Below are 12,592 nucleotides of genomic sequence, written 5' to 3'. Positions count from 1 at the left end.
GGGAAACCAACTGAGAACGCCCCTGGTGCGCACTGCTGAGCGAACAGCATAGTAAACACTGGATTATTTTGCCTTGGCGATCTCGATTTCCAGGGCTCGCTCAAGATCAATCAGGGCGTGATCGAGGGCCTTGGTGTATTCGCCAATGGGCTCAGGCCCCTGAGCCTTATGGCAGGCGTGTTCCAGTGCTTCGCATCGCTGAATCAGCGAGGTCGCCTGCACAATTCGGGCGACGCCTTTTATTTTGTGCGCCGTTTCGGTCAGTGCCTGCCGGTCCCCACCGCGGGCGACGTCGAGCAACTCCCGGCGGTCCGAGCGATTGCTGTTGAGCAGTTCTTCCAACAGGCGCCGGATTGACAAGGGGTTGCCACCGGTCAATGCCTGCAGGCTCTGCACATTGAAAACCCCTGGCCGGCTGGCGGATTTGACCGTTTTCATCCATCGGCTCAAGGCGCTCAGGCTGATGGGTTTGAATAGGCAGTCGTCCATTCCGGCCTCCTGGCAGCGTTGTTTTTCCTCCGGTTGTGCATTGGCGGTAAACCCCAGGATGGTGCAGCGCGGCAGTGCTCGTTCGTCCTCATGGCGACGAATCGACCTGGCCAGTTCGTAACCGTTCATGATGGGCATGTTGCAGTCGGCAATGACCAGATCGAAATCCCCTTCACACCAGGCCTTGAGCCCTTGCGCGCCATCATGGGCGACATGGTAGTGATGACCCAGGTATTCCAGTTGTTGCGACATCAACAACCGATTGGCCGGATGATCATCCACGACGAGAACGCTCAGGGCGGCCGCGGCTGTATCGATGACAGGCTCAGGGGACGCGCAGACTGCTGTCTTTGGCAGGGTGGTCAGTTGCAGGGAAACCTGGACCTGGGTACCGATGCCCGGCTGGCTGTTCATGTGCAGACTACCGCCCATCATCTGACACAGGTTGCGACTGATCACCAGGCCAAGCCCCGCACCCGTTCGCGCCATCCGGCCGGTATTGTCGACTTGGGAAAAAGGCTCGAACAGGCGCTGCAGGTCTGCCGGACTGATGCCGATGCCGGTGTCGCTGACCTCCAGTTGCATGTGCAGGGCATCATCCCGGGCGACTCGAGACAGTTGGGCCTTGATCTGGACCTGACCCTCTTCGGTAAATTTGAGGGCATTGCTGATCAGGTTCGAGAGCACCTGTTTGAATCGCAAGGGGTCTATCAGGACGTCCGGGTTGCCTTCGACTGGGTCGAACTGCAGCGACAAATCCAGGTTCTTCTGCCGGGCTATGCCTTCGAAAACCCGTATGACCGATTGCAGCATGGCCCTGAGATTGACCCGTTCGGGTGCCAGGCTCAGATGCCCTGATTCGATACGTGCAATGTCCAGGATATCGCCTATCAGCTCCAGCATGCCGGAAGCTGATTCGTACGCGACTTCTATTGTCGAGCGGTCCAGATGACCCTTGTCGGCATGTTTCAAGGCCAGCTCAAGCATGCCGATCACTGCATTCATGGGGGTGCGGATTTCATGGCTCATGGTCGCCAGAAACGTGCTCTTGGCCCGGTTGGCGCTGTCTGCCCGCTCCTTGGCGGCTCGCAGTTCATCGAACAGCTGCCGTCGTTCGCTGATGTCGATCCAGCCACCGATGATACCCTGTACTTCAGCGCTGGAATTGCGGTAGGGGAGGATCCAGTGGTAGATGGTCAGTTCCTGATCCCCAATGTGCAGGGGACGATCCATGATCAGTGGGATGCCTTCGGCCATGACACGCTGATAGTCCGCCAGGTATTGCTGCGCTTCGAACGCGTTGCTCATGGATGGGGGCAGGATGTTCTTGCCGATGACGTCTTCGCGTTTCACGTTGAACGTCTTCAGGTAGCTGTCGTTGCAACTTTGCAGGCGGCCGCTGCGATCTCTCACATAAATGGGGTGAGGTGTACCGTTGAGCAGCGAGTGCATGAACTCGAGCTGGTCATTGAGGGCCAGTTCTGCCCGTTGGCGTTGCCTGATCTGCCGTTGCATGTAGCCATTCCATGCCAGGGAAAGCAGCAATAACAGGCCCACGCCCGCGACGATCTGGAAAAACAGGCGGTTATAGGCGCGCCAAGTGTGTTCCGAGGCCGAGACGTAGCCGCGCCAGCGGTTGTTGATCACACCCAGTTCGTCGGGATCGATGCTGGTCAAGGCCTTGTCGAGAATGGAGCTAAGCTCCGTGGCAGTTCTTGCGGTGGCCAGCGAGAACATGGCCTGCTGAGTCCCTACGGTGCTGCTGATTTGCAACTTGTCTTTGAACGAGTGGGACGAGATGAAGTAGTTAGCCATGACCAGCGAGTTCACGCCACCGTCGGCCTGGCCTTGGGCGATCATTTCAGCGGCGCGCAAGGAACCGACGGTTTCGATTATTTTGATGCTTGGGTACTGGTTGCGTAGGAACTCTATGATCGGATTGCTTTTGGCGATTGCCAGGCTTTTGTCCCCAAACTGGTCGAGGGTGGTGGGTGTATCGGAGTGTTTGCGGGTCAGCAGAACGAATGAGCTATCGAGGTAAGGGCGGCTTAACTTCATCTGTTGTTGCCGTTCGCTGCTGGGTAAAAGTGCCGCAATCACGTCGGCCTGACCCTCCAGGACCGCGCCAATCATGTCGTTGTCGTTCTGGTGGCGTTGTATGTCCAGGCGCATGCCGGTACGCAACCGGATCAGCTCCAGCAGGTCGGCGCTGATCCCGCGAAAATCGCCGTCCGAATCAAAAAAAGTGAACGGTGCAGCAGTCTCGTTCACCGCCACCCGAACCACCGGGTGCCTGGTCAGCCAGCGTTCTTCCCGGTCGGTCAGTTGTATCTTGTGCTCTGTGAGGTACAGGTCGCTGCCGGCACTCCAACGCTTGGAGATAGCCGCTTGCTCGGCGATGGAGATCTGGTTCAGCGTGGCGTTGATGACCTCCAGCAACCGGGTATCGTTGCGTCGCACCGCGAACCCGAACCCGTAGGATTCATGTTTGCCGAAGCGCGCCATGCGGATGTTGCTCAAGTAGCCCTTGCTGATCATGTAGTGGGTGGAAATCGTATCGCCGAGGAAGACATCGGCCTGGCCGAAAGCCACGGCGTTTATGGCATTTTGGTAGGAGGGGTAGGTGGTGATAATCGCCTTGGGATAAAGCTTTTCAATTTCCCGCAGCGGCAGGTAGTGATAAACCATGCTTAGCCGCAGCCCCTTCAAATCTTCAGTCAGGGAACGGCTTTCATTCGTCCGGGTGACGAGAACGGGCTGATCGACTGCATAAGGCGTCGATAGCACAATACCGGGGGTGCGGGCTTCGAAACCATTGGCGGTGCCGAGCATGTCGATTTTCCCATTCTTGAGCGCCGCAATGGCCTCATCCCGGGAACCGAATCGCAAGACCCGCATTGGCAGACTGGTCGCCTTGGCGATCACGCCGGCGTAATCGGCGGTCATGCCCTCGTAGTCGCGGCCGCTGGTTGAAAGATCGAAGGGCGGATAATCCGGCGCGGACGTGCCCAAGACCAATTCCTGCCGGTCCTGTAACCGGCCACGGTGGGCGTCATCGAGCAGGACTTCGATATGAGCCGCAGTCGAACGCCCCATGAGCGTGTAGGGCTCGGGCACTCCCGGCGTCGCCATGAGGACTTGCGCATATAACCCCGCGCTTAACGGCAGGAGGTATTTTTTTATGCATTTGAGCATCCTGTTTTTTCTCACACCAGCGCGTTGCGCTTTGCCATTTCAATCAGCTCTACCAGGGATTTGACTTTGAGTTTCTGCATCAGCCTTTTTTTGTAAGTGCTGACGGTCTTGTTGCTTAGAAACATGCCTTTGGCTATTTCCTTGTTAGTACGGCCTTGAGCAAAAAGTTGCAGCACCATCAACTCCCGGTCATTGACACTTTTGAAAAGTTCCAACTCCATGCTGCGCGGATCATCATGACGGACAGGGTTCAGCGCTTGGCTGGGGAAATAGTTGTAGCCTGACAGCACGGCTTTGATTGCGCTGACCAGCTCGCTGAGGTCTTCTTGTTTACAAACGTAACCGGAGGCGCCGGATTGCATGCATCGGATACCGAAGAGCGTTGGGGATTGGGCCGTGAGCACCAATGTTTTAAGCGGAGTGGTCATGGCGTTGAAGCGCGAGAGGATTTCCAGCCCGTCAAGTTTGGGTATGCTGATGTCCAGGATGACCAGGTCCGGCATGCATTCGCGCACCATTTGCATCGCATCGACGCCGTTGTCAGTTTCCCCTACGACTTTATAACCTTCATGCTCCAGGAGCATGCGCACGGCGAGGCGGATGACTGGATGGTCGTCGACAATGAAAACGGAGTTCATGAATAAAGTCCCTACGAGCTTATAAAGCGCGCACCTTAGCCCAGTTAAAGCCGAGGTCGTATGAGGAGACAGGCGTACATCTTCAATTTCAGAGGTTTCCTACAAAAAAAGAGGCACGGTACTACGAGGTAATTAGGGATGCGGTAGGCAGGTAAGAAGAGTCGCGTCAGTTTTATATTGCAAAGTTATAGAAGGCCGGGTGTTTCTTTGGGGAAGTTGTTTATTAAAGTAAGTCGGAGGTGATTGGTTAGACTGTTTGCCCGTACGTTCATGTGCAACTTTCGCGACGAGCCGTTGTGAGCGAGCCTGCGTGCGATAGCAGGCTCGTTCACACCAGGGCGGTGGCTTTGACGAATCCATGGCGTCGGCTGGCGGTGGAGGCCGACGTCAGTTTTCACTGGCGGGTACGGCCTGTCATCTCCTGGGCCATTTCGCTGGCGTAACTGTCGGTCATCCCGGCGATAAAATCGATCATTCGCAAGAACGAACCATGCAAAGAGCCGTTCGGATCGGGCGCGTTGTTGCCCAGCAGGTCAAGAATGCGGCGATTCTTGAACGAGGGCGTACGACCGCCATGCTGCTCCAGGGCGGCGCCGCAAAATCCGTTGAGGAGGATTTCCAGCGTGGTGTATGCGCCGATCTCATGCAGGGTCTTGCGCTTATCCTGAAATATTTTCTTGCGCGCCATGTCCTTGGCATTCAGTACACAACGTTTGGCTGGGCCATGCATATGCTCCACCAGGTCCCCTGGCAGCGTGCCGTCTAGCAATGCTTGCTGCTGCTCGACGAAAGCCCTGGCCGCGGCGTTGGTCAGGTGCTCGATGGCCTTGCCCCGCAGGATCGCCAGTTTGCGTCGTCGGGAGTCCAGCGGCCCAAGCTGACGGTAAGTGTCCGGGAGATCGTCGCCCACCAGGTCCAGAAGCAGTGACTCCACTTGCGGGTATTCCAGAAGCTCCATTTCCACGCCGTCTTCCAGGTCGATCAGCGCGTAGCAGATGTCATCGGCGGCTTCCATCAGGTAAACGAGCGGATGCCGTGCCCAGCGTTGGTCTTCGAGCTGAGGCAGGCCGAGTTTGTGGGCGATCTGCTCCAGCAACGGCAGTTCGCTCTGGTAGCAGCCGAACTTGTGCTTCTTGTAGCCCAGGGAGTCTGCGTGACGAGCGGTCCAGGGGTATTTCAGGTAGGTGCCGAGGGTGGCGTAAGTCAGCCGGGTACCGCCGTCGAACTGGTGGTATTCAAGTTGCGTGAGAACCCGAAACCCTTGGGCATTGCCTTCGAAATTGAGAAAGTCGTTGCGCTCGGCTTCGCTCATGGCGTCAAGCCAACCGCGGCCTGCCGCCTGTTGGAACCAATAGCGGATGGCATCCTCGCCGGAGTGACCGAATGGCGGGTTGCCGATGTCATGGGCCAGACAGGCCGATTGCACCACCATGCCCAAGTCGCTTGGCTCACACCAATCAGGCAGCACGTTGCGGATGGTTTCTCCCACGCGCATGCCCAGGGAACGTCCGACGCAACTGACTTCCAGCGAATGGGTCAGGCGTGTATGGATGTGGTCGTTGCTGGAGACCGGATGCACTTGCGTCTTACGTCCGAGGCGCCGGAACGCGCCAGAAAAAATAATGCGGTCGTGGTCTTTGTGGAAAGGGCTGCGACCCAGTTCTTCCGGGCTGTGCAGCGGTTTTCCGAGGCGTTCGCGAGTCAGAAGGGTATGCCAATCCAAGGCCGGTTGCTCCGTTTGATGAGGTCGATGTCCTAGCTTCCCGGTTCGCGGGGCACCTCGCAAGGCCTATGGGCTATCGCTACGTCAAGGTTTACGCACGCTTTTGGCCAGCTTGATCAGCGGCAGCAGCGTCGTTGCCAGGCGGATCAGTCCCGTTACGCTGCTGGTGCGGCCGCTGCGGGTCCGTTTGCCGGTGAGGAAACCGAGCAAGGACACCGCCGCCACGCCCCAAAGCGGTGCGTGCTTGATGCCGAAGCCTTCGTGCCAACTCTGGGTAAAGCCGCGCACCCGTTGCAGCGGTTGCAGCAGTTGACGGGTTTCCTGGCGGATTTCCTGTCGATGCATTTCCATGCGCAGACGCACCAGCGCCTTGCGCATTTCCTGGCGTGTCCGCGCTTGAGGGATATCAGGCAGGCTCATGGCAACAGGCGCTCCCGGTCGTTGGCCAATTCTTCCAAGGTGGCATGGAAGGGTGAGGACTCGTCATAGATTGCTGCCTTGAGCCGCAGACCGCAGAACAGCGCCGCCAGCAGATAAAACAGGCACAGGCCGATAATCCCCGCCAGACGATAGGTATCCCATACCAGGATCAGTACCAGCGCCGACAGCCCGACCAGCAGCAGCAACGCGAATACAAGCGCCAGCCCTGCGAACAACAGCAGACTGACGGTGCGCGCCTTCTGTTCCTGAAGTTCAATGCCGAACAATTCGACATGGCTGTGCAGCAACCCGAGAAACGCTGCGCCCAGGCGGCGCGCCGTAGGTTGTGTGCCCGCTTCGGACGAGCCGGATTCGTCAACGCCCATCATTAGCGCCGTGTCGCCAGCAGGCCGATCAGAAAGCCCACGCCCGCTGCGATGCCGACGGATTGCCACGGATTGGCCTGTACGTATTCCTCGGTAGCGGTCACCGCAGCCTGGCCGCGCTCACGCACGGAGTCTTCGGTCAACTTGAGGGTGTCGCGGGCGCGCAGGAGGGTTTCGTGGATCTGACTGCGCAGCTCATCAGCCTGGTCGCCGGCCAGTGTCGCGGTGTGATCCAACAACCGTTCGGTGTCGCTGACCAGCGTCTGAAAATCTTCCATCAGGATTTCTTGAGCAGTCTTTGCCTGGGTTCTGGCCATGGGTAGATCTCCGTAAGTGACGTCTGAAGCGTTCGAGTATGAGCCTTGCCGGAAGGTTCAGTGAAACTGACTGGTACAACTTTTGCTCAGGGTTCTGCCATGTACTGGTGCGACACCCTTCGCCCGTGCGCTGAAGCTGGGCGTAAGCCCGAGAAACCTTAACCCAAAAAATCAAAACCCGCGAAGCACGCCAAGGGGAGCACCGCGCTGTCGGTTTTTTTGCACTTGTTCGGTTCATCGGCTTTTCGACAGCTAGATGGGATGTTTCGACTTGGTGCGCCGGCAGGGCGAACGAACCGGTTTGGTGCTTTTTTCAACTTTTCAGGTCTGCCAACACCATGGAAAATATGCAAAGCGCCGTGGACAATCTGGTCCATAGCTCCAACACGCTGTTCATTCTGCTCGGTGCGGTCATGGTTCTGGCGATGCATGCCGGTTTCGCGTTCCTTGAAGTGGGGACCGTCCGGCAGAAGAACCAGGTTAATGCACTGTCGAAAATTCTCAGCGATTTCGCCGTATCGACCCTGGCCTATTTCTTCGTAGGCTACTGGATTTCCTACGGCGTGACCTTCCTGCAACCTGCTGCGGCGCTCAACGTCGATCATGGTTACAGCCTGGTGAAGTTTTTCTTCCTGTTGACGTTCGCCGCCGCGATCCCGGCGATCATTTCGGGTGGTATTGCCGAGCGTGCCCGATTTGCGCCTCAGTTGTGCGCCACGGTGTTGATCGTGGCGTTTGTTTATCCGTTCTTTGAAGGCGTGGTCTGGAACGGCAATTTTGGCTTGCAAGCCTGGTTGCAATCCCGGTTCGGCGCGGGTTTTCATGATTTCGCAGGCTCCGTGGTCGTGCATGCCATGGGCGGATGGCTGGCGCTGGCCGCTGTGCTCTTGCTAGGGCCGCGTAACGGCCGCTATCGGGATGGTCGCTTGGTCGCGTTCGCGCCTTCGAGCATTCCTTTCCTGGCCTTGGGGTCGTGGATCCTGATTGTCGGCTGGTTCGGCTTCAACGTGATGAGCGCACAGACGTTGCCGGCGGTGAGCGGGTTGGTGGCAATCAATTCATTGATGGCCATGGTTGGCGGGACCGTGGCGGCTTTGATCGTCGGGCGCAACGACCCCGGCTTTCTGCATAACGGTCCGTTGGCCGGGCTGGTCGCGATCTGTGCCGGCTCGGACCTGATGCACCCGATCGGCGCGCTCGTGACCGGAGCTATCGCCGGCGCCTTGTTTGTCTGGTGTTTCACCGCGGCCCAGGGCAAGTGGAAGATCGACGATGTGCTCGGTGTCTGGCCGCTCCACGGACTGTGCGGTGTCTGGGGCGGCATTGCCTGCGGCATCTTCGGCCAGAGCGCTCTGGGCGGCTTGGGCGGGGTCAGCCTGATCAGCCAACTGATCGGCACCACGCTGGGCGTTGTCGTTGCCCTGTGCGGTGGCTTCGCGGTCTATGGCGCGATCAAGGTTGTGCTGGGGCTGCGACTGACTCAGGAGCAGGAGTATCATGGCGCCGACCTTTCGATCCACAAGATCGGCGCGGTCAGTCAGGACTGATCCTACGGCTCTTTATCCTGATTTCCAGGGTAAAAACCGTGTAGCAAGCGATAGCGGTCGTGGCGGACCTGATCTACATGCTGCTGGACCTGTTGGTTCGGCAGCCCGAGCATGATCAGGGCGTGGGAGGCCAGCATCAGGCTTGACTCCAGCAGCTCCGGGACCACTTCGCTGGCCCCGGCAGCCTGCAACTCGGCCAATTGGCTGTCATCGCGGGTGCGCACCAGAATCGGCACCTGCGGATTGAGCCGGCGGGCTTCCTTGAGCACGCTGATGGCGATGTCGGTTTTGTCCACGGCGATCACCAGCAGCTTGGCGCGACTCAGTCCGACGGCGGCCAGCAGGTCGCCCCGGCGTGAATCTCCATAGTGCACGCAGCTTTCCCCGACGCTGGCCTCCTGAATGATGACCGGGTCGTCATCCAGGGCGACGAACGCCTGGTTTTCCCGGCGTAGAAACCTTCCGATTGACTGGCCGACGCGACCATATCCGCAAATGACCACATGACCTGATAAGTCGGCATTGAGCGCGCTTATCTGGTCCAGTTGCGCCTCTTCGTTGGGTTTGCGGTGCAGGCGAGCGGCGATACGCGGCGCGGCACGCAGCAGCAGTGGCGTCAGCAGCATCGAGCAGAAGGTCGCTGCCAGCAGCAGGCCGCTGATGTCGGCGGGCATGAGGCGGTTCTGCTGCATCAGGGCCATCAGGGCAAAACAGAATTCGCCGCCCTGGGCCAGGGCCAGGCCACTGCGCCAGGAGGTTTCGCCGTCGTCCCCTTGCCATTTCACCAGCGCTGCGACCACGCAGCCCTTGATGAGCATCAATCCCAGGGTCAACCCGAGGATCAGCAAGCCGTCCTCCACAAACAATTGCAGATCGATCAGCATGCCGATGCTGACGAAAAACAGCCCCAGCAGAATGTCGCGGAACGGCCGTATGTCGGCCTCGATCTGATGTCGGTAATGACTTTCCCCCAACAACATGCCTGCCAGAAACGCCCCAAGGGCCGGTGACAGACCCAGCAGATGTGTCAGCCACGCCGTCAACAATACGATCACCAGGGCCAGCAGCACGAACAGCTCAGCGGACCGGGATTCGGCCACTTCATGGAACAACCGGGGCAACAACAGACGGCTGGCCAGCAGTAAGCCGCCGAACAGCACCAGGGTCTTGCCCAAGGTCAGCGGCAACGCCCAGTACCATGGTTGCTCGCTGCTGCCGGCGAACACGGGGACGAGGGTCAACAGCAGCACCGCGACAACATCCTGAAACAGCAGCACACCGATTGCGTTCTGGCCATGGCTACTGAATATTTCTCCCAGGCTGGTCAGCTCCTTGCTGACAATAGCGGTGGATGACAAGGCCAGCCCGGCGCCGAGCAGCATTGCCGCGATAGGGGGGGCGCCGGCGAGGAGTAACAAACCGCCCAGCAGTATCCCTGAGCACAGCACCTGCAGGCTGCCAAGGCCGAACACGACCCTGCGCAGTTCGATCATCTTCGCCAGGGAGAACTCGAGCCCCAACGAGAACAACAGGAAAACCACCCCGAGCTCGGCCAGGTCTGGCAGTTCTTCGCTGTCGTTCACCCAGTCCAGAGCGGTGGGGCCAATCGCCAGGCCGACACAGAGATAACCCAGTACCGGTGGCAGGCGCAGTCGCCTGAACAGCGCGATGACCACCAGGGACGAGGCAAGAATGATCAGTAGATTGGCAAACAAGGGGTACTCCGTTTCAAGGTTTGCGTCACACAGCGTAGACGGAAAAAAACCGCCAGGTATTACCGGAAAAGTATTGGCGCTCAATGATTTGCATCAGCGTTTTACCGAAGCGCTGCCAGATGTTCTACCTGGCTCGACGGTTTGGCAGGGTGGGCCTAGAATGACCGTCTCTCTTTAGTGGGTCTACCTGCCATGCCTCCTGAATGCCAGTTGTTCGGCACCCTGGGTTGTCATCTTTGTGAAGTTGCCGAAGGTGTGTTGATGTCTTTCGTCGAGCATGGATTGTTGGTGGAGCTGGTGGATATCGCCGAGAGCGAGGCTTTATTCGAGCGTTATGGGCTACGAATCCCGGTCCTGCGCCGGATCGATACCGGCGCGGAACTGGATTGGCCTTTCGATGATGCTGATCAGGTGGCCGCTTTCCTGAGTTGAACCCTGCCATACGTCGAGTCCGGGCACTGCCATTGGCGAAAGTCCCCTTCTTCGGTTACTGTATGCCCATACAGTTATCTGGAGTGCGTCCCTTGGTCAATGTCGAACAACTTAAAAACAGCGTGAACCGGATGTCCGTGGACGTTGTGCGCGAGGCGGTCCAGGAGCTGCGCCTGGACGGGCTGGTAACCGAAGGCAAGACGCCCTTCAACAAACTGCATTTCAACACCTGCTTCGCCGAGATCGAGGCATTGTTCCAGCGTGCCGGCTACCACAAGCAACTGGATGTGGTGGGTTATCAGGGACTGTTGTATGCGTTGTACGATCCGGGTCGCTGGGAGGCGGTGGAGGTGCTGCGCTGGTTGAAAGAGTTCACCGAAGCGGCAGCAAAGACGACGTCGATCCCGGCGTGAAGCAATCATTGCTGGGCTGGCATGCGCGGCTGGCGGATAATGCCGCCCTGCCAAAAGATTAGAGTTTCCAATGTCCCGGTCATCGTTTTGCGCCGCACACCATCAGGCCAGCACCTTATATCTTCCGCCCGGCTCCTGGCAGACGGTGCTGGAGTGCCTGTGCGAGCATTTCAGCACCATCAGTCGTGAGCAGTGGCTGGACCGGATCGCCCGGGGCCGGGTATTGGACGGCGAGGGCAAGGCCATTGCTGCCGGCCTGCCGTACCGGGAGGGCTTGCGCATCCACTATTTTCGCGAGGTGCCCGACGAGAAGCCGATACCGGTCGTGGAGTCGATTCTGTATGCCGACGAACATCTGGTGGTGGCAGACAAACCGCATTTTCTGCCTGTCACTCCGGCGGGCGAGTATGTCGAGCAAACCCTGTTGCGCCGTCTGATCCGACGGCTGAACAATCCCCATTTGGTGCCCCTGCACCGTATCGACCGGCATACGGCCGGGCTGGTGCTGTTTTCAGCCAACCCCCAGAGCCGTTCGGCTTATCAATCGCTGTTTCCAACACGACGGATTGAAAAACGCTACCAGGCCATCGCCCGTGCGTTACCCCGGCTGACCTTTCCTCGGGTGCATAAAAGCCGACTGATCGATGGCGAGCCTTTCTTCCGGATGCAGGAAGGGCCGGGTGAGCCCAATACCGAAACGGCCATCGAAGTCCTGGAAAAAAACGGCGAGTTGTGGCGCTACGGTCTGTCTCCGGTCACGGGCAAGAAGCACCAGTTGCGAGTACATATGAATGCTCTCGGGGCGGCTATCTGTAACGATCCGTTCTACCCCGATGTGCTGCGGGACGTGGCGGACGATTACGCCAACCCGCTCAAGTTGCTGGCCCAGGGGTTGAGTTTTATCGACCCTGTCACCGGTCAGGAACGTGTTTTTCAAAGCGATATCAGCTTGCAGTGGTAATCGGGCTGACTTTCGAACAGGCATCAAAAAGCCCGCAAGTATCGCGTAATGCTGTTCACTTAAGGAAATGGCGCTTTCTGAGGGGGATAGGGTCGTTTTCTTTTGGGTTGGACTGGACTGGACTGGATTGGGTGCATATCCGTTGCTGCGGTAACGGCAACTTAAGGTTTCGCCCTTACGGCGAGTCACTTTTGGAAGAGCCGGGAGCCGGACCTGCCAAAAGTAACCAAAAGCGCATTGCCCCACCACTTGGCACCTCGCTTAGGCTCGGTGTGCCCTCACTCCGGCATTGCTCCGTGGGCCGCCGCGAAGGGCCATCCATGGCCCAGCGCGGCTACCTCGGCATCCATGCCGAG

Annotated in this window: 11 protein-coding genes; 4 read left to right on the top strand and 7 right to left on the bottom strand. The window is 58.5% G+C overall.

The genetic code is table 11. The features are described from left to right. Positions 1–63 precede the first annotated feature (63 nt). The 6 genes from MA884_RS15785 to MA884_RS15760 form a co-directional block, all read right to left on the bottom strand. Positions 64–3,621 (bottom strand): transporter substrate-binding domain-containing protein, encoded by a 3,558-nt coding sequence (locus tag MA884_RS15785; protein WP_371134784.1) that lies wholly within the window; start codon positions 3,619–3,621, stop codon positions 64–66. 74 nt (positions 3,622–3,695) lie between these two features. Continuing rightward, complete coding sequence (locus MA884_RS15780) at positions 3,696–4,322, bottom strand: response regulator transcription factor (protein ID WP_256231392.1); 627 nt, start codon at positions 4,320–4,322, stop codon at positions 3,696–3,698. 394 nt (positions 4,323–4,716) lie between these two features. Further along, the gene (locus tag MA884_RS15775) at positions 4,717–6,045 is read right to left on the bottom strand and encodes a deoxyguanosinetriphosphate triphosphohydrolase (protein ID WP_256231391.1); all 1,329 of its coding nucleotides are present in this window, start codon (positions 6,043–6,045) and stop codon (positions 4,717–4,719) included. Between the two features lie 84 nt (positions 6,046–6,129). Beyond that, the gene (locus MA884_RS15770) at positions 6,130–6,465 is read right to left on the bottom strand and encodes a hypothetical protein (protein WP_256231390.1); all 336 of its coding nucleotides are present in this window, start codon (positions 6,463–6,465) and stop codon (positions 6,130–6,132) included. Continuing rightward, on the bottom strand, positions 6,462–6,851 hold the full coding sequence (locus MA884_RS15765; RefSeq protein ID WP_256231389.1) for a phage holin family protein: 390 nt from the start codon (positions 6,849–6,851) through the stop codon (positions 6,462–6,464). The genes MA884_RS15770 and MA884_RS15765 overlap by 4 nt, the downstream gene beginning before the upstream one ends. Positions 6,852–6,853: 2 nt before the next feature. Further along, positions 6,854–7,168 carry a YqjD family protein gene (locus MA884_RS15760; RefSeq protein ID WP_256231388.1) on the bottom strand — a complete coding sequence of 105 codons (315 nt, stop codon included), beginning with the start codon at positions 7,166–7,168 and terminating at the stop codon, positions 6,854–6,856. Between the two features lie 338 nt (positions 7,169–7,506). Between MA884_RS15760 and MA884_RS15755 the strand changes: the two genes are divergently transcribed. Further along, positions 7,507–8,715 (top strand): ammonium transporter, encoded by a 1,209-nt coding sequence (locus MA884_RS15755; protein WP_256231387.1) that lies wholly within the window; start codon positions 7,507–7,509, stop codon positions 8,713–8,715. Positions 8,716–8,717: 2 nt separating this feature from the next. Here the strand turns inward: MA884_RS15755 and MA884_RS15750 are convergent, their stop codons facing one another. Beyond that, positions 8,718–10,430: a monovalent cation:proton antiporter-2 (CPA2) family protein gene (locus MA884_RS15750; RefSeq protein ID WP_256231386.1), complete on the bottom strand. Its 1,713-nt coding sequence runs from the start codon at positions 10,428–10,430 to the stop codon at positions 8,718–8,720. A gap of 192 nt (positions 10,431–10,622) precedes the next feature. Between MA884_RS15750 and MA884_RS15745 the strand changes: the two genes are divergently transcribed. The 3 genes from MA884_RS15745 to MA884_RS15735 all read left to right on the top strand — a co-directional run bounded on the left by MA884_RS15745 (position 10,623) and on the right by MA884_RS15735 (position 12,236). Continuing rightward, positions 10,623–10,862, top strand: coding sequence for a glutaredoxin family protein (locus MA884_RS15745; protein ID WP_256231385.1), 240 nt, complete (start codon positions 10,623–10,625; stop codon positions 10,860–10,862). 92 nt (positions 10,863–10,954) lie between these two features. Beyond that, positions 10,955–11,275, top strand: coding sequence for a transcriptional regulator (locus MA884_RS15740; RefSeq protein ID WP_047226389.1), 321 nt, complete (start codon positions 10,955–10,957; stop codon positions 11,273–11,275). A gap of 70 nt (positions 11,276–11,345) precedes the next feature. After that, complete coding sequence (locus MA884_RS15735; protein WP_256231384.1) at positions 11,346–12,236, top strand: pseudouridine synthase; 891 nt, start codon at positions 11,346–11,348, stop codon at positions 12,234–12,236. Positions 12,237–12,592 lie beyond the last annotated feature (356 nt).

Origin of the sequence: Pseudomonas sp. Q11, assembly GCF_024494355.1 — a bacterium.
Taxonomy (GTDB): domain Bacteria; phylum Pseudomonadota; class Gammaproteobacteria; order Pseudomonadales; family Pseudomonadaceae; genus Aquipseudomonas; species Aquipseudomonas hefeiensis.
The sequence above is the reverse complement of the archived record's forward strand: the minus strand, read 5'-3'. Positions and strand labels throughout refer to the sequence as shown.

Excerpts from the sequence above, each read along its gene's own strand:
- MA884_RS15785 (WP_371134784.1), bottom strand. The coding sequence starts at position 3,621 with ATGGCGACGCCGGGAGTGCCCGAGCCCTACACGCTCATGGGGCGTTCG.
- MA884_RS15780 (WP_256231392.1), bottom strand. The coding sequence starts at position 4,322 with ATGAACTCCGTTTTCATTGTCGACGACCATCCAGTCATCCGCCTCGCC.
- MA884_RS15760 (WP_256231388.1), bottom strand. The coding sequence starts at position 7,168 with ATGGCCAGAACCCAGGCAAAGACTGCTCAAGAAATCCTGATGGAAGAT.
- MA884_RS15765 (WP_256231389.1), bottom strand. The coding sequence starts at position 6,851 with ATGGGCGTTGACGAATCCGGCTCGTCCGAAGCGGGCACACAACCTACG.
- MA884_RS15735 (WP_256231384.1), top strand. The coding sequence starts at position 11,346 with ATGTCCCGGTCATCGTTTTGCGCCGCACACCATCAGGCCAGCACCTTA.
- MA884_RS15770 (WP_256231390.1), bottom strand. The coding sequence starts at position 6,465 with ATGAGCCTGCCTGATATCCCTCAAGCGCGGACACGCCAGGAAATGCGC.
- MA884_RS15755 (WP_256231387.1), top strand. The coding sequence starts at position 7,507 with ATGGAAAATATGCAAAGCGCCGTGGACAATCTGGTCCATAGCTCCAAC.
- MA884_RS15745 (WP_256231385.1), top strand. The coding sequence starts at position 10,623 with ATGCCTCCTGAATGCCAGTTGTTCGGCACCCTGGGTTGTCATCTTTGT.